This is a genomic window from Luteitalea pratensis (assembly GCF_001618865.1).
Classification (GTDB): domain Bacteria; phylum Acidobacteriota; class Vicinamibacteria; order Vicinamibacterales; family Vicinamibacteraceae; genus Luteitalea; species Luteitalea pratensis.
Genome location: NZ_CP015136.1, coordinates 3,881,146 through 3,899,703, shown reverse-complemented (window position 1 = coordinate 3,899,703; position 18,558 = coordinate 3,881,146). Strand labels below are relative to the sequence as shown.

15 protein-coding genes are annotated in these 18,558 nt (G+C 67.3%); 7 read left to right on the top strand and 8 right to left on the bottom strand.

Annotated elements, in window-relative coordinates:
- Positions 1–6: 6 nt before the first annotated feature.
- The 8 genes from mgtE to LuPra_RS15905 form a co-directional block, all read right to left on the bottom strand.
- Complete coding sequence (mgtE, locus tag LuPra_RS15945) at positions 7–1,377, bottom strand: magnesium transporter (RefSeq protein ID WP_157899259.1); 1,371 nt, start codon at positions 1,375–1,377, stop codon at positions 7–9.
- Positions 1,378–1,479: 102 nt separating this feature from the next.
- Positions 1,480–2,385, bottom strand: a complete 906-nt coding sequence (gene era, locus LuPra_RS15940) for a GTPase Era (RefSeq protein WP_110171656.1) — start codon at positions 2,383–2,385, stop codon at positions 1,480–1,482.
- A complete protein-coding gene (locus LuPra_RS15935) occupies positions 2,382–3,617 on the bottom strand; it encodes a hemolysin family protein (protein ID WP_110171655.1) in 1,236 nt (411 codons plus the stop codon). Before LuPra_RS15935 ends, era begins: the two co-directional genes overlap by 4 nt.
- On the bottom strand, positions 3,614–4,090 hold the full coding sequence (ybeY, locus tag LuPra_RS15930; RefSeq protein WP_110174721.1) for an rRNA maturation RNase YbeY: 477 nt from the start codon (positions 4,088–4,090) through the stop codon (positions 3,614–3,616). Before ybeY ends, LuPra_RS15935 begins: the two co-directional genes overlap by 4 nt.
- Positions 4,091–4,097: 7 nt before the next feature.
- Positions 4,098–4,976, bottom strand: coding sequence for a PhoH family protein (locus tag LuPra_RS15925; protein ID WP_234800413.1), 879 nt, complete (start codon positions 4,974–4,976; stop codon positions 4,098–4,100).
- Between the two features lie 201 nt (positions 4,977–5,177).
- Entirely contained in the window at positions 5,178–6,938 is a 1,761-nt protein-coding gene (aspS, locus tag LuPra_RS15915) for an aspartate--tRNA ligase (RefSeq protein WP_110171652.1), read from the bottom strand.
- A gap of 133 nt (positions 6,939–7,071) precedes the next feature.
- Positions 7,072–8,421, bottom strand: a complete 1,350-nt coding sequence (gene hisS, locus LuPra_RS15910; RefSeq protein ID WP_110171651.1) for a histidine--tRNA ligase — start codon at positions 8,419–8,421, stop codon at positions 7,072–7,074.
- Positions 8,422–8,435: 14 nt separating this feature from the next.
- Entirely contained in the window at positions 8,436–8,987 is a 552-nt protein-coding gene (locus LuPra_RS15905; protein ID WP_110171650.1) for a gamma carbonic anhydrase family protein, read from the bottom strand.
- Positions 8,988–9,341: 354 nt separating this feature from the next.
- On the opposite strand from LuPra_RS15905, the gene LuPra_RS15900 reads away from it, so the two are divergent.
- From LuPra_RS15900 to LuPra_RS15870, 7 genes are all read left to right on the top strand, one after another.
- Complete coding sequence (locus tag LuPra_RS15900; RefSeq protein WP_110171649.1) at positions 9,342–9,965, top strand: hypothetical protein; 624 nt, start codon at positions 9,342–9,344, stop codon at positions 9,963–9,965.
- A 153-nt stretch (positions 9,966–10,118) separates the two neighbouring features.
- Entirely contained in the window at positions 10,119–10,988 is an 870-nt protein-coding gene (gene pheA / locus LuPra_RS15895; protein WP_110171648.1) for a prephenate dehydratase, read from the top strand.
- The gene (ilvD, locus tag LuPra_RS15890) at positions 10,985–12,709 is read left to right on the top strand and encodes a dihydroxy-acid dehydratase (protein WP_110171647.1); all 1,725 of its coding nucleotides are present in this window, start codon (positions 10,985–10,987) and stop codon (positions 12,707–12,709) included. The genes pheA and ilvD overlap by 4 nt, the downstream gene beginning before the upstream one ends.
- Before the next feature lie 45 nt (positions 12,710–12,754).
- Complete coding sequence (gene ilvB / locus LuPra_RS15885) at positions 12,755–14,464, top strand: biosynthetic-type acetolactate synthase large subunit (protein WP_110171646.1); 1,710 nt, start codon at positions 12,755–12,757, stop codon at positions 14,462–14,464.
- Complete coding sequence (ilvN, locus tag LuPra_RS15880; RefSeq protein ID WP_110171645.1) at positions 14,461–15,015, top strand: acetolactate synthase small subunit; 555 nt, start codon at positions 14,461–14,463, stop codon at positions 15,013–15,015. Before ilvB ends, ilvN begins: the two co-directional genes overlap by 4 nt.
- A 176-nt stretch (positions 15,016–15,191) precedes the next feature.
- Complete coding sequence (gene ilvC / locus LuPra_RS15875) at positions 15,192–16,229, top strand: ketol-acid reductoisomerase (RefSeq protein ID WP_110174720.1); 1,038 nt, start codon at positions 15,192–15,194, stop codon at positions 16,227–16,229.
- Between the two features lie 215 nt (positions 16,230–16,444).
- Positions 16,445–18,517, top strand: coding sequence for a S9 family peptidase (locus LuPra_RS15870; RefSeq protein WP_110174719.1), 2,073 nt, complete (start codon positions 16,445–16,447; stop codon positions 18,515–18,517).
- Positions 18,518–18,558 lie beyond the last annotated feature (41 nt).

Sequence of the window (18,558 nt, the reverse complement as noted above, 5' to 3'; positions counted from 1 at the left end):
GGTATTCTACCCCGCCACGCGGAGGTGCTTGAGGAAAAGGTGCCCCAGGCCGAGGAACGCGAAGAACCCGAAAACGTCGGTCAACGTGGTGATGAACACCGACGACGCCAGCGCGGGGTCGATCTTGAGGGCGCGCAGCCCCAGCGGCACGAGGGTTCCGGCCGTCGCCGCCACGAACATGTTGATGATCATGGCCAGGGCCAGGATCAATCCAAGCCATGCGTCGCCCTGCACCAGCCACGCCGCCAGCGCCGCCAGGATGCCGATGCCGACGCCGTTGCCGAGGCCGACCAGCGCCTCCTTCACCAGCGCTTTCTTGGAATTGACAAAAGTGAGTTCCCCGAGCGCGATGCCGCGCACGATCACGGTCAGCGTCTGCGTGCCGGCATTGCCGCCCATGCCGGCGACGACGGGCATGAACACCGCCAGCGCGGTCGCCTGGCTGATCGTCGACTCGAACAGCTTGACGACGGCCGCGGCCATGAAGGCGGTCGCCAGGTTGACGTACAGCCACGGCAGTCGCTTGCGCAGCGAACTCAACGGGGGCGAGAACACGCTGTCGTCCGACGACACGCCGGCCAGCCGGTAGATGTCCTCGGTGGCCTCGTCCTTGATGACGTCGATCACGTCGTCCACCGTGATCACGCCGGCCAGCTTGTTCTCGAGGTCCACGACGGGAATCGCCAGCAGGTTGTAGGAGGCCACCTGCCTCGCCACTTCCTCCTGGTCCGTGTCCACCCGCACGCTCAGCACCTCGCCACCGGCGATGCGCTTGAGCGGCGTCTCCGGCGCGACCAGCAGCAGCCGGCGCAGCGACGTCACTCCCACCAGGTGGTTCCGTTCGTCGATGGTGTACAGGTAGAACACCATCTCGACGTCGCGGGCTCCCTGCAGCTCCGTGATCGCCTCGCCCACCGTCAGGTCCTCGGAGAGGGCGAAGACGTTGGGATTCATGATGCGACCGGCGGTGTGCTCCGGGTACTCGAGGAGTTCCTCGACCCCGGTGTCCTGCTTGCCGCGCATCAGGTCGAGGACGCTGCGCGACAGCTCCTCGGGGAGCGCCTCGACGATCGCGGCCGCGTCGTCGGACTCCAGCTCCTGGACGTAGCGGGCAATCTCCTCGGCCGACCGTCCCTCGAGCAGATGGGCGCCGGTCTCGGGCCCGAGTTCGCTGAGGGCCTCCATGGCGTGGCGCGGACTGCGCTCCACCAGCGTGTCGAACGCGGTCTGGCGAACGCGTTCCGGCAGCTCTCCGAGCACGCCGGCAAGGTCTGCCGGGTGCTGCTTCTGCAGCAGGTTCAGCAGGTTGGCGCTGGCCCCGACGCGGATCAGCCGCTTCACCGAGGCGACGACGACGTCGATTTTGCGCTGTGCCATGGAGGGAGCTGCGCGCATCGGGCGACGTCACCACGTCGTCGCGCGACACACCGATCGGGTCAAGGTATCACGCCATGCAGCCTACAGCCTGCAGGCTGCAGGCTACCTGCGTCGCTTCTGGAGGCCGAGGTCATCGAGGGTCCGGTCGTTCTGGCGCCAGTCCTCGCGGACCTTCACGTGCAGGTCGAGGTACACCCGGCGCTCGAAGAACGCCTCGATTTGCTTGCGCGCGGCGGTGCCGATGGCCTTGATCATCTCGCCGCCGCGGCCGACGAGGATCGGCTTCTGCGACGGCTCCTCGACGAGGATGCTGCAGTAGATCGCGAGCGGCCCCTCCTGGTCGTCCTCGGGTTCCTCGTAGCGATCGACCACCACCGCGGTCGTGAACGGCAATTCGGCCCGCGTGAGGGCCAGCACCTGCTCGCGCACCATCTCCGCGGCCAGCGATCGCGCCGACTGATCCGAGAGGTAGTCGTCCGGATAGAGCGGCGGCCCCTCCGGGAGGTGCGAGAGGAGCACCTGCTCGAGGACCTCGACGTTGTCGCCAGTGGCGGCCGAGACCGGCACCACGTCGGCAAACGCGTAGCGGCCGCTGAACCATTCGATCGCCGGCAGCAACGTGTGCTTCTTCATGCGATCGATCTTGTTCAGCACGAGCACGACCGGCTGCGAGAGCTGCGGCAGCAGGCCGAGCAGGAACTCGGTGCCGCGTCCGACCTCCTCGGAGGCGTCGATGACCAGCGCCACGACATCGGCTTCCCGCGCCGCGCCGACCGCCGCGTCCACCATCCGCACGTTCATGCGGTGCATGGGCCGGTGCACGCCAGGCGTATCCAGGAACAGGATCTGCCCCTCCGGCAGGTTCTTCGCGCCGAGGATGCGGGTGCGCGTTGTCTGCGGTTTGTCCGACACGATCGCCAGGTGCGCGCCCACGAGCCGATTGAGCAGCGTGGACTTGCCCGCATTGGGGCGTCCAAGGAGCGACACGAAGCCGGAACGCATGGTCATTCCTCCCCCTCCGCGGGCAGACTCCGCACGCGGACCTTGAGCACGCGGCGGCGCTCCGCTTCGAGGACTTCGATGTCGAGACCGTCCTCGATGACGTGTTCGCCCACCGCCGGCACACGACCGAGGCGGCTCATGAGGTACCCGCCAATCGTCTCGAAGCCTTCGCGTTCGATGTCCACGCCAAGCCGCTCGGTGAGTTCGTCGATGTCGACCTTGGCGCTGAAGACCCAGGTGTCGTCCGGCTCGGCGACAATCGGGTCGGCCTCCACGTCGTACTCGTCGCGAATCTCGCCGACCAGTTCCTCCACGAGGTCCTCGACGGTGACGAGCCCCGCCGTGCCGCCGTATTCGTCCACGACCAGCGCGGTCTGCTTGCGCGTCCGCTGCAATTCCTTGAGGAGCTCCGGTGCCCGTTTGGTCTCGGGCACGACGTGCGCCGTACGAACCAGGCCCGTGAACGGCTCGGCATCGTCATGTCCCGCGCCCTTCAGGAACACGTCCTTCATGTGCACGAAGCCGACGACGTCGTCGAGGCTCTCGCGGTAGACGAGAAGTCGCGAGTACTCGGACTCGCGCAGGCGGGCCCGCAGGTCGCCGAGCGAGGCGTCGGCACGGATGGCCACGATGTCGGGACGAGGCGTCATCACCTCGCGTACCAGCCGGTCCTGGAAGCCGACCAGCGAGCGGAACAGTTCGCGAGCTTCCCCCTCGTCCTCACTCGGGTCGGCGTCGACCTCGGCCTGCGTCGTGGTTTCCACCTCCTCGGCCGCCGGTGCGTCGTCGCCGCGGCGATCGTTGCCGCCGTTGACGCCGGCCATCAGGTGCGTGAACGGTGAGAACGCGCGTGCGATCACGGCAAACGACGGCAGCAATGCCGCGAGCACGACCTGCGGATGGCTGCGCACGAGGATCTGCGGCACGATCAGGAAACACACGAAGACGAACACGAGCATCGATGCCAGGAACACCCAGATGCCGTGCTCGTTCTGCCCGACGCCTTCGATGTGCGCCAGCAGCACCGCCACGACCACGGTGACCACGCCGAGCAACACACGTGCCGGGAAGAACAGAGCCGGTGGATCCTCGAGGAACGTGCCCAGGAGATCGCGCTGGCCGGCGGCGCTCTCGGCCATCATCCGCAGCGAGAAGCGCATGAGCGCGCTGAAGGCCGCGAGGATCGTGCCGAGGTAGACGGCGACGCAGGCCAGCAGGAACACGATCAGCGGAATCACGCGCGTGTCTCCCGCTCGATCAGACCGGCGGCCAGGCCGCCCATGCGTCGCAGGCGCAACTCGAGGCGCCTCATCTGGCCATGGTCGGTCTCGTGGTCGTACCCGAGCAGGTGCAGCAGGCCGTGCAGGGCGAGCACCTTGAGCTCGGTGCGGTACGCGTGTCGTGCCGACGCTGCCTGCCGCCGCGCGACACCGGTCGCGATCACGATGTCGCCGAGGTGGCGTGCCCGGCCGCGCACGCGCAGGCCGGCATCGTCGGCCGGGAACGAGAGGACGTCGGTGGCGCGGTCGACGCCGCGCCATTCGCGATTGAGCCGGCGCATGGCGGCATCGCCGGTCAACACGATGGTGATGGTGCCGCGGGCTCGTGCCGGGGCGGTGCCGGCCAGCCAGCGAGCCAGCCCCGGCGCGCGCGCCGGGCGACCGTTCCGATCGCAGACGGAGATCGCCAGCGCCGCAGGGTCGGTGTCCATGGCGAGCTCAGCCCCGCGGCCCGGCCGGCGCGCGACCGGCCGCGCCGGGCTGGATCGCAGCCGCCACGCGTTCATCTTCCACGCCGTAGGCCTGCACGATCAACTGCACCAGCTTGTGCCGGACGACGTCCCGATCGGTGAAGTGCACGAAGGCCAGGCCCTCGACTTTGCCGAGGATGCGCAGCGCGTCGATCAGGCCAGAAGGACGGCCGTACGGCAGGTCGATCTGGGTGATGTCCCCGGTGACGACCGCCTTGCTGCCGAAGCCGATTCGCGTCAGGAACATCTTCATCTGCTCGGACGTGGTGTTCTGCGCTTCGTCCAGGATGACGAACGCGTCACTGAGGGTGCGACCGCGCATGAACGCGAGCGGCGCCACCTCGATCGTGCCGCGCTCGAGCAGTCGCTCGACCTTGTCGGCCTCGAGCATGTCGTACAGCGCGTCGTACAGCGGCCGCAGGTACGGGTTGACCTTTTCCGTGAGGTCACCGGGCAGGAAGCCGAGCTTCTCGCCCGCTTCGACGGCCGGGCGCGTGAGCACGATGCGACTGACCTTCTTGGCAAGCAGGCTCGCGACCGCCTGCGCCATCGCAAGATAGGTCTTCCCTGTCCCGGCCGGTCCGACGCCGAAGACGATGTCGTGCTTGTCGATGGCTTCGAGATACTGCCGTTGCGTCGGCGTCTTGGGCACGACCTGGCGCTTGGCCGACGCGCGCACGCTGCCCTTGAGGAAGTGATCGCGCAGGTCGAGCTCGGGGTGCTCGGCGACCAGGCGCATCGCGTCCTTCACCTCGCCGCGGGCGAAGCGGTAGCCGTCGCGCAGCAGCGCGCCGAACTGGCCGACAAACGCCTCGACGCGATCGAGGCGATCGCTTGGCCCGTCCACGACGAGCTCGTGCCCGCTGGTGCGGACACTGACGCCGAACAGGTCTTCGAGCAGGCGCAGGTTGTCGTCGTAGGCGCCGAACAGGACGTCGACGCCCTGATCAGGAACGGGAATGGAACGCGGGGCCGAAGCAGCGATACTGGTGGTCTCCTCTGAGTCCTCTTCCGACGTGTGGGGCTGACGCTAGCATGCCGCCTGCGGTCAGGCAAGCGGCTTGAGGTGCAGTTCTTTCATCTGCCGTGGATCGACCGCCGATGGCGCATCCGACATCAGGTCGACCGCGGCGGCGGTCTTTGGGAAGGCGATCACGTCACGAATCGACGGCTCGCCGGCCAGCAGCGCGGCGATGCGATCGAGGCCGAGGGCAATGCCGCCATGCGGCGGCGTGCCGAATTCGAGCGCGTCGATGAAGAAACCGAAACGCAGCTTCGCCTCCTCGTCCGAGATGCCGAGCAGGCGGAAGAGCTGCCGCTGGATCTCCGGATCGTGGATACGGATGCTGCCACCGCCGATCTCGCTGCCGTTGAGGACGAGGTCGTAGGCCTTCGCGGTGACTTCCCCTGGCGCTTCGGTCATGCGCGCGAGGTCGGCGTCCGACGGCGACGTGAACGGGTGGTGCATGGCAACCCAGCGCTTGTCGTCGGCATCCCAGTCGAACAGCGGGAAGTCGACCACCCAGAGGAACTCGTAGCGTGAAGGATCCACCAGGTTGAAACGCTTCGCGAGCGAGAGACGCAATGCGCCGAGCAGCTTCGAGACCTGAGCCTCGGTGCCCGCGGTCATCAGCAACAGGCCATCGTTGCCCGCGCCAGACACCTCCAGGGCACGCGTCAGCGCCTCCTCACCCATCGCCTTGGCCGACGTGGCGAGGCCCTTCTCCGTCTGGCGCGCCCAGAGCAGGCCACCCGCGCCCATCTCGATCGCCTCGGCGACGATCTTGTCCACCTCGGCACGCGAGATCTTCGCGCCGCCCGGCACGACCAGGCCGCGCAGCACGCCACCGCTTGCAAGAGCCTCGCGCACCGGCCCGAACGGCGTCTCGGCAAACACCGCCCCGAGATCCTGGATCTCCATCCCGACCCGGAGGTCCGGCTTGTCGGAGCCGTAGCGAGCCATCGCCTCGCTGTACGGCATCGTCCGGAACGGCGTCGTGATCTGGATGCCGGCGACCTCGAAGATCGCGGCGATCAGCGGCTCGATCATCGAGAACACGAGCTGTTGCGAGGCGAACGCGATCTCGACGTCGACCTGCGTGAACTCGGGCTGCCGATCGGCGCGCAGGTCCTCGTCGCGGAAGCACTTGACGATCTGGAAGTAGCGGTCGAGGCCGCCGATCATCAGGATCTGCTTGAAGATTTGCGGCGATTGCGGCAGCGCGAAGAACTCACCCGGGTGGACCCGACTTGGCACGAGGTAGTCGCGCGCGCCCTCGGGCGTGCTCTTGGTCAGGATCGGCGTTTCGATCTCGAGGAACCCGCGCTCGTCGAAGTAGCGCCGAATCGCCATGGTCAGCTTGTGACGCAGGATCAGGTTCTTCTGCATCCGCTGGCGCCGCAGGTCGAGGTAGCGGTAGCGAAGGCGCGTGTCCTCGGCGACGAACGACTCGTCGGCGATGCCGAACGGCGGACGGCGCGCGTCGTTGAGCACGCGCAACTCGCCGATGCGGACTTCGACGTGGCCCGTATCGAGCTTGTCGTTGACGGTCTCGGGCGATCGTGGCGCGACCTGTCCGAACACGGCCACCACCATCTCGGTCTTCAGCCTCTTGGCCTGGCCGAGCAGCGGCTCGGCCTCGGTGACGACCTGCGTGACGCCGTAGCGGTCGCGGATGTCGAGAAAGATCACCGCGCCCATGTCGCGCACGCGGTGCACCCAGCCGAGAAGGATGACCTCCCGGCCGACGTGGTCGGCACGGAGTTCACCGCAGGTGTGGGTTCGGTACAGATCGCCGAGGAAGTCCATCGTCAAGGGAGAAGGGAGGGGGAAGAAGTCACAAGGAAATCAAAAGGCACAAGAGACAAGGGCCAAGGGACAAGGGCTACGCGAGACGGTGCCCGGACTACGGTGCCCGGTGACTGGAAATACGTGACCGGGTTCACCCGAGCATCTCCCGTAGGCGGTTCGCGGCATTGGCGCGGGGCAGGCGTTGCTGATCGCCGGTGCGCAGGTCCTTCACCGTGAGTTCACTCGCGGCGCGCTCGTCGTCGCCTTCGATCACGACCAGTGGCACGCCGGTCGACGCGGCGTACTTGAACTGCTTGCCCAGTTTGTCGGCATCGGGATACACCTCGACGCGCAGGTGGCCGGCGCGCAGTTCATGCGCCAGCGCGAGTGCGTCACCGGCAGTCGCGGCGTTCCATTGCGCGATCAGCACGTCGGCGGCGGTGGCGGTGATGTGGGCCGGGAACATGGCCCGCTCCCCCATCACCACCAGAATGCGCTCGAGGCCGAGCGAGAAGCCGGCCGCGGGCACCTGCTGGCCAAGGAACATGCCGACCAGGTCGTCGTAGCGGCCACCGCCACCGAGACTCCCCGCCAGGTCCGGGACCGTCATCTCCATGATGCAGCCGGTGTAGTACGAGAGCCCACGGGCCAGGCTGAGGTCCACGCGCAACTGCGCTGCGGCCGGTGTCCGCGCCGCGAGCGCGAGCACCTCGCGGATGTTGGCAATGCCCGCGACCGCCTTTTCGTGCCCGGCGACGAAGGCCTCGACACGATCGAGGGCGACGGCGTTGTCGGCGGCGACGGCACCCGAGACGGCCGCCGAGCCGAGAATGCCCAGCACGGTGTCGGCGACGGCGGGTGAGAGTCCCCGCTTCTCGTACTCGACCTTCACACCGTCGAGGCCGATCTTGTCGAGTTTGTCGAGCGCGACGAGGGCGTCGCCATGCCTGTCGGTCGGCACACCGGCGACCTCGAGGACGCCGCCGAGCACAGCCCGATGGTTCAATCGCAGCACCGCATCGCCGAAGCCAAGCGCCTGCATCGCCTCGCAGGCCGCGGCACAGAGCTCCGCTTCGACGACGGGCGAGGTCGAACCCATGGCGTCGACGTCGCACTGGAAGAACTCGCGGAAACGGCCACGGGCCGGGCGATCGGCACGCCAGACGGGTTGGATCTGGTAGCGCTTGAAGAACTTCGGCAGCGTCGACCGGTGTTCGGCGACGACGCGGGACAGCGGCACGGTGAGGTCGTAGCGGAGGGCGAGATCGGCCTGCCCCGACGCCTCGTGCTCGCCGCGCTTCAGGATCTTGAAGATCAGCTGATTGCCTTCGTCGCCGTACTTGCCGAGCAGCGTCTCGATGTTCTCGACCGCAGGGGTCTCGAGCGGTTCGAAGCCGTAACGCTCGTAGACACCACGAATCACGCCGATCGCGTACGTGCGGCGACGGACGTCGGCCGGGAGGAAGTCCCGCATGCCGCGGGCTGGTGCGCTGGAAGCCATGCGGTGCCGCGGCGTCAGCCGCGGGCCTCACTTGCCTGCCCGCCCGTGGGCCTCGGCTGCTCGCCCATGTAGTCGAGCCGGTAACCTACGTAGCGCGCCGAGTAGTCGAGGATGGACGCCACCTCGGCATCGGTGAGCACGCGCCGCACCTTGCCGGGGGCTCCCATGACGAGCGACCGCGACGGGACGACCATCCCTTCGGTCAGCAGCGTCCCGGCGGCGACGATCGAATCGCTCCCCACCACGGCGCCGTTGAGGACGATCGCGCCCATGCCGATCAACACCCGGTTCTCGATCGTGCAGCCGTGGACGAGCGCGCCGTGACCGATCGTCACCTGGTCACCGATGTGAGTCGGGTGTGTCCCCCGCATCACGTGCACCACGGTGCCGTCCTGGACGTTGGAGCGGGCTCCGATGCGGATCTGGTGGACGTCGCCCCGCACCACGCAGTTCATCCACACGCTCGACTCCGGCCCGATCACCACATCCCCGATGACCTGGGCGCTCTGGTCCACGTAGACCGACGCGTCGAGTTGGGGCCATTGGCCGCGGAACGGGCGAAGCATGAACTTGACATTATAAATGACACTCGCCGGGTACCGGGCCGCACAATGCCGGGATGCCGAAATGCTGCGAATGCCGGGATTGACGATCGAAGGGTGCGCCGAGGCCAGCGTCCGGCCTTCGACGTTCGGCGTTCGTCCGTGTTCACACCGTAGCGTCGGGCTGTCCCTCGGGCGGACGTAGTCCGGCCCGCTGGGCCAGCGGGCCGCTACCATCAGGTGGTAAGACCCGCGAAAATGCCGGAATGCCGCGAAGGCCGAGCGAAGGCCGCGCCCTGAGGGCAGCGTTCGGCGTTCGACGTTCCGCGTTCTTCGGCGTTCCACCCGGCCGCTACCATTTCGGAGGAAGGCAACGCCATGCTCACCAGAATGCTGGCCGTCTACTCGGCCGTCTTGACGACGTTGTTCGCCGTGTTCTCGCTGGCGGGGTCCGCCGCCCCGAAGGTGCAACGCCTCGACGAGATCGACGTGCATCGCATCAACGTTCGCGAGGCGGACGGCACGCTGCGCATGGTGATTTCCAACCATGCACGCCTGCCGGGCAACATCGTCGGTGGCAAGGAGAATCCGCCCGTCGATCGGCCGTACGCCGGCATGTTGTTCTACAACGACGAGGGGACCGAGAACGGCGGGCTCGTCTTCGGTGGCCACCGCAACGCCAATGGCGAGGTGGTGGATGCCGGGGTGTCCCTCTCGTTCGATCGCTATGGGGCCAGCTCACAATTCGTACAGCTTGCCGGCGTCCAGGATGCCAGGAACCATATCGTCGGGCTGACGCTGTCCGAGACCGAGCCCACCGGCAATCGACGCCGTGTCTTCATCGGCCACGACAAGGAAGGGGTGGCCAGCGTCTCGCTGATGGACCGTGGCGGCCGAAAGCGAATCCTGCTGCAGGTCGCCGCCGACGGAACGCCCAGCATTGCGTTCCTGGACGCCGACGGGAAGGTCGTCAACCAGCTCGGACCAGCTCAAGCCCAATGAGTCCCTGACGCCTGGAGCCTCGTGCGGCTCGGCGAGGGGAACACGAAGGCCCGGGGAATCGCCCACCGATCCGCAGTCTGATAAATGCAACGCATGATTGCCTAACGAATATAACTTTGACTTTGGGTCTACACGGCCGCACCATGGCAAGGCATGGTGGTGGCGTTCCAGGGCGAATTGGGGGCCTACAGTGAGGCAGCGGCGCAACGATTCGCCCCAGATGCCTCGCTGCTGCCCTGTCCGAGCTTCGAAGACGTGTTCCGCGCCGTCGAAGCCGGCACCGCCACGTTCGGCGTCCTGCCGATCGAGAACTCCATCGGCGGCACCATCCACCGCAACTACGACCTCCTGCTCGAGCACGCGCTCCAGATCGTCGGCGACCTCGAGCTCCGGGTGGTCCACAGCCTAATCGCGCTGCCGGGCACGGCGATCGACCAGATCAAGACCATCTACTCGCACCCGCAGGCTCTGGCCCAGTGCGACAGATACCTCCGGAGCCTGCCGGGCGTCGAGGTGGTCGCCACGTACGACACGGCGGGCAGTGCCAAGTTGATCAAGGACCGTCAGCTGGCGGGCGCGGCGGCCATTGCCTCCGAGCGCGCTGCCGCGGTGTTCGAACTGAAGGTCCTCGAGTCGGGCATCCAGGATTTCGCCGACAACATCACGCGTTTCCTGGTTGTGGCGCCCGCGGCCAGCGGGCCACGGACCACGCCGACCAACAAGACGACGGTGGTGTTCACCCTGGCCAACGAGGCTGGGGCGCTGTTCAGGGCCCTCAGCGTCTTCGCGCTGCGCGGCATCGACCTCACCAAGCTTGAGTCGCGGCCGATTCCAGGCCGGCCCTGGGAGTACCTGTTCTATGTCGACCTCGCGGTCGGTGCCGAGGATGCGCGTTGCGATCGTGCCCTGGCACACCTCGCCGAGTTCGCCCCCGTGCTCCGTAACCTCGGGTCGTATGCGTCTACGCTGCTGCCCCGTTCGACGGCCGCGACGACCACCGTGGCGGCAGGAGACCTCGCATGAGCGACCTGAACAAGCACAAGAGCGCCGCGCTGACCGATGGCCCGAGCCGGGCCGCGGCGCGCGCGATGCTCAAGGCCTGCGCCTTCACCGACGAGGACCTCGCCAAGCCCCTGGTCGGGGTCGCCAACACCTGGACCGAAATCGGTCCGTGCAACTTCCACCTGCGGCGGCTGGCCGAGCACGTGAAGGCGGGCGTGCGGGCCGCGGGCGGCACGCCGATGGAGTTCAACACGGTCGCGGTCTCCGATGGCATCACCATGGGCGCCGAGGGGATGCGTGCCTCGCTCGTCAGCCGCGAGGTCATTGCCGACTCCATCGAGCTTGTGACCTTTGGGCACCACCTCGACGCCGTCGTCATGCTGTGCGGCTGTGACAAGACCATTCCCGGCACGATCATGGCGCTGGCGCGCCTGAACATCCCCGGCGTGATCCTCTACGGCGGCTCCATCGCTCCCGGCACGTGGCAGGGCAAGGACGTCACCATCCAGGACGTGTTCGAGGGCATCGGCGCGCAAGCCGCCGGGCGCATCTCGCTCGTCGAACTCAAGGACCTCGAGGACAAGGCGTGTCCGGGCGCCGGGGCGTGCGGCGGCCAGTTCACGGCCAACACCATGGCGATGGTCGCCGAGTTCCTCGGCGTCGCCGCGATGGGCAGTGTCAGCATCCCCGCGACCCTGCCCGAGAAGGAGGCCGTCGCCGAACAGGCCGGTCACCTGGCGATGTCGCTGCTGCGCCGCGGCGTGCGGCCGCGCGATTTGATCACGCGCACCGCCCTCGAGAACGCCATCACCGGCGTCGTCGCCACTGGCGGCTCCACCAACGCGGTGATGCACCTGCTCGCAATCGCCCATGAAGCCGGCGTCGCGTTGAGCATCGACGACTTCAACGCGATCAACGATCGCACCCCGCTGCTCGCGGACCTGAAGCCGGGTGGCCGCTATGTGGCCGCCGACCTGCACGCCGCCGGCGGCACCGGCGTCGTGTGCCAGCGGCTCGTCACCGCGGGCCTCATCGACGGCTCCGCGCAAACGGTCACCGGCCGGACCATCGGCGAGGAGGCCACGGCGGTCCGCGAAACAGCGGGACAGGATGTGGTGCGTCCCTTCGATGCGCCCTTGAAACCGACCGGCGGCCTGCTCGTGCTGCACGGCAACATCGCGCCGCAGGGGTGCGTCGTCAAGGTCGCCGGCTCGTCGCTGGCCGGTCACCAGGGGCCGGCGCGGGTCTTCGAGGGCGAGGAAGCAGCGTTTGCGGCCGTCCAGGCTGGCGCCATCAACGCCGGCGATGTCGTGGTGATTCGCCATGAAGGCCCCAAGGGCGGTCCGGGCATGCGCGAGATGCTCGGGGTCACCGCGGCGATCATGGGCGCCGGCCTCGGCGACACCGTCGCCCTGCTGACCGACGGACGCTTCTCCGGAGCCACGCGCGGCCTGATGGCCGGTCACGTGGCCCCCGAAGCCGTGGCCGGCGGACCGATTGCCGCGATCCGCGACGGCGACATCATCACGTTCGACCTGAAGCAACGCCGCCTCCAGATGGCGGTGAGCGACGACGAGATCGAGCGGCGGCTCGCGTCATACGCCCCACCGGCGCCACGATACACGACCGGGGTCATGGCCAAGTACGCCAGCCTCGTGTCGTCGGCCTCCGAGGGCGCCATCACGCGTCCGGCGGCGACGCTGGCCAACACGATTCCGGCCCGGGAGCCGGTCAACCGATAGTCCGTAGGCTGCAGCCTGCAGCCTGCAGGCTGCCTGAGTACTCATATGAAGAAGACCGGAGCCCAAATTCTGTGGGAGAGCCTGGTGCGCGAAGGCGTCACCTGCGTGTTCGGTTACCCCGGCGGCGCGATCCTGCCGGCGTACGACGCGATGCTCGACTACCCGATCCGCCACATCCTGGTGCGCCATGAACAGGGCGCCACGCACATGGCCGATGGCTTTGCGCGCGCGACGGGCCAGGTCGGAGTCGCGATCGCGACCAGCGGCCCCGGTGCCACCAACATGGTCACCGGCATCGCGACGGCGATGATGGACTCGGTGCCGATCGTCTGCATCACCGGGCAGGTGGGCAGCAAGGCCATCGGGTCGGACGCCTTCCAGGAAACCGACATCACCGGTATCACGCTGCCGATCACCAAGCACAACTACCTGGTGACGCGCCCCGAGGAGGTCGCTCGCGTCGTCCGCGAAGCCTTCTACGTGGCGCGCTCCGGCCGGCCCGGCCCGGTACTGATCGACATCACCAAGGACTGCCAGCAGTCCTCGTGCGAGTTCGAGTGGCCCGAGGAGCCGAAGCTGCGCGGCTATCGGCCCTCGCACAAGCCGAGCTCGCGTGAAGTCGAGCAGGCGCTCGAGCTGATTCATTCGGCCAAGCGCCCGATCATCCTGGCAGGCCGCGGCATCCAGCTCTCGAACGCGCGCGAAGCGGTGCTCAAGTTCGCGGAACAGGCCAACGTGCCGATCGCGATGACGCTGCTCGGCCTCGGCGCGATCCCGGCGAGCCACCCGCTCAATCTCGGGATGATGGGCATGCACGGCGAGGCCTGGGTCAACACCGCGATCCAGGAGGCGGACCTGTTGCTTGCCTTCGGCATGCGTTTCGACGACCGCGTCACCGGCAACATCAAGACGTACGCCCCGAATGCCCGCAAGATCCACATCGAGATCGATCCCGCGGAGCTGAACAAGAACGTCCGCGTCGACGTCGGCCTGATCGGGGACCTGCGCGAGACGCTCGAGCAGTTGCAGCCACAGGTCGAGCCGTGCGACCGCAGCGACTGGCTCGCGTACATCTCGATGTTGAAGGGCGACTCCGCCGTCCGCGACATCCAGAATCTGCCCGACAACGGCCATCTCTACGCCGCACACGTGATCAACGACCTGTGGCGCGAGACGCGCGACCGCGAGACGATCGTCGTCACCGACGTCGGCCAGCACCAGATGTGGGAGGCGCAGTACTACAAGCACGAGGAGCCGCGCTCGCTCATCACCTCGGGCGGACTCGGGACGATGGGCTTTGCGCTGCCCGCCGCGATCGGTGCCAAGGTCGCACGACCGGACGCGGAGGTCTGGGTGGTCGTCGGCGACGGCGGCTTCCAGATGACGATGTGCGAGTTGGCGACGATTGCCCAGGAAGGCATCGACATCAACATCGCCATCATCAACAACGGCTTCCTCGGCATGGTCCGGCAGTGGCAGGAGTTCTTCTACGAGCGCCGCTACGCCGCCACGCCGCTGGTCAATCCCGACTTCGTCAAGCTCACCGAGGCCTTCGGGCTCAAGGCGATGCGGGTCACCTCGCGCAGCGAAGTCGTCGGCGCGGTGCGCGAGGCCAGTGCGCATCAGGGCACGGTGCTCATCGACTTCCGCGTCGAGCAGGAAGACTCGGTGTATCCGATGGTCCCCGCAGGCAACGACCTGCACAACATGATCCGGCGCCCGAGCGCCATCATCGAAACCGGAGCGGACGCATGAATACCTTCGTGGTGCTCGTCGAAGATCACCCTGGTGTCCTGACCCGCGTCAGCGGGCTGATCCGGCGCCGCGGCTTCAACATCGATTCGCTCACCGTCGGCCACACCGAGACGCCCGGCGTGTCGCGGATGACGATCGCCGTCGAAGCCGACGAGTTCGGCGCCCGCCGCATCGAGGCGAACCTGTACAAGCTGATCGAGGTGCTGCGTGTCGACAACGTCACCCGCCGGCCGTCGATCTTCCGCGAGCTCGCCATCCTCAAGGTGAAGACCACGCACGAGACGCGCGCGCAGATCTTCCAGCTCGTGCCGGTGTACCGTGCGCGGATCATCGACGTCTCCCCCGAGTCGCTCGTGATCGAGATCACGGGCAACGAGGACAAGGTCAACAGCCTGATCGAGGTGCTCGAGCCCTACGGGATCGTCGAGATGGCGCGCACGGGCCGCCTGGCGATGCTGCGCGGGACCGGCACGGCCAGCAAGCCACCCGAAGACGAGCAGGACTTCGGCGCGGCCAAGGCCGAAGAAGACCTGGTTTCACATTCGGTATAAGACAGCGGCGCCCTGGTCACCAGTGGCACCGCCAGGTAGCCTGCAGCCTGTAGCCTGCAGCCTGCCCACCGGCGCTCACGAAGGCGCTGGTCCTTTCACGTAGGCTGTAGGCCGTAGGCTGAAGGCCTTTTTCGAAGGCCGTCGGCCGCATGCCGAAGGCCGTGAGATTTCCAACGATGCCTGCACAAGTTTTCTATGACAAGGACGCCGACCTCGCTCTCATCCAGGGCAAGAAAGTCGCGATCATCGGCTACGGCTCGCAAGGTCACGCGCACGCGCTGAACCTAAAGGACAGCGGCGTCGACGTGCGCATCGGCCTCCGCGCCGGCAGCGTGTCGGCCAACAAGGCCGAGGCCGCCGGCGTCCGGGTGGTCAGCGTCGCCGACGCGGCCAAGGAAGCCGACGTCATCATGATGCTCGCGCCCGACACGGTGCAGCCCGGCGTCTACAAGAAGGACATCGCTCCGAATCTGACCGCCGGCAAGATGCTGATGTTCGCGCACGGGTTCAACATCCGCTACAACACGATCGTGCCGCCGGCCGACGTGGACGTGACGATGGTGGCGCCCAAGTCGCCGGGGCATCGCGTCCGCGAGGTGTTCGAGGAAGGCGGTGGCGTGCCGGGCCTCGTCGCCGTCCACCAGGACGCCACCGGTCACGCGCGTGCGCTGACGATGTCGTACGCCAAGGGGATCGGCGTGACCCGCGCGGGCGTCATCGAGACGACGTTCACCGAGGAAACCGAGACCGACCTGTTCGGCGAGCAGGCCGTGCTCTGCGGCGGCACGGCCGAACTCGTCAAGGCCGGCTTCGAGACGCTCGTCGAGGCGGGATACCAGCCAGAAATCGCGTACTTCGAGTGTCTCCACGAGCTGAAGCTGATCGTCGACCTCATGTACCGGGGTGGCCTCAACTACATGCGCTACTCGGTCAGCGACACGGCCGAAGCCGGCGACTACTACACCGGGCCGCGCATCGTGACCGCCGAGACGCGCAAGGCGATGAAGCAGGTGCTTGCCGAGATCCAGGACGGGACGTTTGCCAAAAAGTGGATCCAGGAGAACGAGGACGGTCGTCCCTGGTTCAACAAGGCCCGCGCCGAGGAGCAGACGCAGACGCTCGAGGAAGTCGGCGCGAAGCTCCGGGCGATGATGCCGTTCCTCAACCCCGTGACGCACAAGCCGCAGGAACAGAACGCACCGGTCAACGCGTAAGGGTCGGGTACCGGGTACCGGGTACCGGGTGCTCCGCAGGGGCTTGTTCGTAGCCATCGACCTTCAGGTCGACGGTCGCGGATCGGGACTGGTAGGGCCGGACTGTCCCCACTGGCGCGCGCCGAAGCCTTGGCGGAGGCGGGAGGCCGTCCAACCTGACGCCCACGACCGACGCGGTCGGCGGATACAATGCCAACTCCCTCAGGGAGATGCGCATGACCGCCGACCGTTTTGTTTTGCCCCGGGTCGCTGTGGCGATCCTGTCGCTCACAATCCTCTGCCCCGCTGGCCTGCGCGCGCAGTCCGCCGCAGCGGGTGCGCCGCACGTGCCCACAATCGACGAGCTCGTCGAGCTCGGCACCGTCGGTGCCGCGACCCTCTCACCGGACGGCCGTTGGGTGGCTTACGAGGAATCCGGCACGGACTGGGAGCGTGACACCTTCGTGACACAGTTGTTCGTGGCCGACACGAGCACCGGCACGGTGACACAGCTCACGCGCGGCAAGGAGTCAGCGGGCGACATCGAATGGTCGCCTGACAGCCGCTGGATCACTTTCCTCCGCAACGTGGACGGTAAGGGGCAGATCAACGCGATCCGTCCCGACGGCGGCGAGGCGATCGTGCTCTCCAGACAGGACGAGTCGGTCGCCAACCACGAGTGGACTCCGGACGGCACCACCATCGTCTTCGCTGCGCCTGAAGGTGAGGACGCAGCCGCGAAGGCACGCAAGGAGTCGCTCGGCGATTTCACCGTCGTCCGCAAGGACTACCGGTATGCGCAGCTCTGGACGCTGACGGTCGCGGAGGCGCTGCAGGCGCCGGCCAAGGCAAAACAGCGGACGCGAGGCACCGAGCGCCACGTCGGGGCATTCGACGTCGCGCCTGACGGGCGACGGGTCGCGTTCCACGCCTCGCGGACGCCCGACCTGGTGGACTCCGGTTCGTCCGACGTCTTCCTGCTCGATCTCGGCACCGACGTCGTCAGTCCGTTGGTTTCACAGCCCGGCCCGGACACCAATCCCCGCTGGTCCCCGGATGGCTCCCGCATCGCCTTCCAGTCGGCCATGGGCGAACCCCGGTTCTTCCATGCCAACGGCCGCGTCGCCGTCGTGCCCGCCGCCGGAGGTGCGCCGGTGTCGGTGACCGACAGGCTCGACGAGGATGCGCAGCTGGCGGGCTGGACGCCGACGGGCCTGTACGTCACGGCGCTCCAGAAGACGGCGTCGCACCTGTTCCGCATCGACCCCGCCGCAGGCACGGTCGCTCGCGTGTCGATGCCGGACGCCCTCGCGATGCAGGGCGCATCCTTCAGCGCCGACGGATCGCGTGTGGCCTACGTGGCGGGATCGGTGACCACGCTGCCGGAGGTGTACACCGCCGTCGTCGCCGGCTTCGTCGCGAAAGCATGGACGACGCGCTCGACCCGGCTGGCGCACTGGACACTCGGCACACGTGAGGTGATCAGCTGGAAGAGCCAGGACGGTGAAGTGATCGAGGGCGTGCTGATCAAGCCACGCGATTACGATTCTTCGAAGAAATACCCACTCCTCTGCGTGATTCACGGCGGGCCGACCGGTATCGACCGCCCACAGGCGATCGACGCGCGGTACTACCCCACCGACCTGTGGGCCGCGCGTGGCGCGCTCGTGCTCAAGGTGAACTACCGGGGCAGCGCCGGATACGGACAGCGATTCCGCCAGCTGAACGTCCGCAACCTCGGTGTCGGCGATGCGTGGGACGTGTTGTCCGGGATCGATGCGCTCGTCGCGAAGGGCATGGTCGATCCAGGTCGCCTCGGGTGCATGGGCTGGAGCCAGGGTGGCTATATCTCGGCGTTCCTGACCACGTCGAGCACGCGCTTCAAGGCCATCTCGGTCGGTGCCGGGATCTCCAACTGGTCCACCTACTACTACAACACCGACATCACGCCGTTCACGATCCAGTATCTGGATGCCGATCCGGCCAGGGACCCGGAGATCTATCGCAAGACGTCACCGATGTCCTACGTGATGAACGCGAAGACACCGACGCTCATCCAGCATGGCGAGTTGGATCGGCGTGTGCCGATCGCCAATGGCTACGAGCTGCGACAGGGGCTGCAGGACCGTGGTGTGCCGGTGGAGATGATCGTGTACAAGGGCTTCGGCCACGGCATCACCAAGCCGAAGTCGATGCGCGCGACCATGCAGCACAACCTGCAGTGGTTCAATCACTACATCTTCGGTGATGCGGCGCCGGATTTCACCACGGCGCCACCCAAGGCAGCGACCAGCACCTCGCCTGAGTGACGTGCAGCCGGTGTGTGTCGAGCAAGCTCGACACCTACCTC

What these genes read in the sequence shown, in the direction of transcription:
- mgtE (WP_157899259.1), bottom strand. Translation starts at nt 1,377, where the DNA reads ATGGCACAGCGCAAAATCGACGTCGTCGTCGCCTCGGTGAAGCGGCTG.
- era (WP_110171656.1), bottom strand. Translation starts at nt 2,385, where the DNA reads ATGACCATGCGTTCCGGCTTCGTGTCGCTCCTTGGACGCCCCAATGCG.
- ybeY (WP_110174721.1), bottom strand. Translation starts at nt 4,090, where the DNA reads ATGGACACCGACCCTGCGGCGCTGGCGATCTCCGTCTGCGATCGGAAC.
- aspS (WP_110171652.1), bottom strand. Translation starts at nt 6,938, where the DNA reads ATGGACTTCCTCGGCGATCTGTACCGAACCCACACCTGCGGTGAACTC.
- hisS (WP_110171651.1), bottom strand. Translation starts at nt 8,421, where the DNA reads ATGGCTTCCAGCGCACCAGCCCGCGGCATGCGGGACTTCCTCCCGGCC.
- LuPra_RS15905 (WP_110171650.1), bottom strand. Translation starts at nt 8,987, where the DNA reads ATGCTTCGCCCGTTCCGCGGCCAATGGCCCCAACTCGACGCGTCGGTC.
- LuPra_RS15900 (WP_110171649.1), top strand. Translation starts at nt 9,342, where the DNA reads ATGCTCACCAGAATGCTGGCCGTCTACTCGGCCGTCTTGACGACGTTG.
- pheA (WP_110171648.1), top strand. Translation starts at nt 10,119, where the DNA reads ATGGTGGTGGCGTTCCAGGGCGAATTGGGGGCCTACAGTGAGGCAGCG.
- ilvD (WP_110171647.1), top strand. Translation starts at nt 10,985, where the DNA reads ATGAGCGACCTGAACAAGCACAAGAGCGCCGCGCTGACCGATGGCCCG.
- ilvB (WP_110171646.1), top strand. Translation starts at nt 12,755, where the DNA reads ATGAAGAAGACCGGAGCCCAAATTCTGTGGGAGAGCCTGGTGCGCGAA.
- ilvN (WP_110171645.1), top strand. Translation starts at nt 14,461, where the DNA reads ATGAATACCTTCGTGGTGCTCGTCGAAGATCACCCTGGTGTCCTGACC.
- ilvC (WP_110174720.1), top strand. Translation starts at nt 15,192, where the DNA reads ATGCCTGCACAAGTTTTCTATGACAAGGACGCCGACCTCGCTCTCATC.
- LuPra_RS15870 (WP_110174719.1), top strand. Translation starts at nt 16,445, where the DNA reads ATGACCGCCGACCGTTTTGTTTTGCCCCGGGTCGCTGTGGCGATCCTG.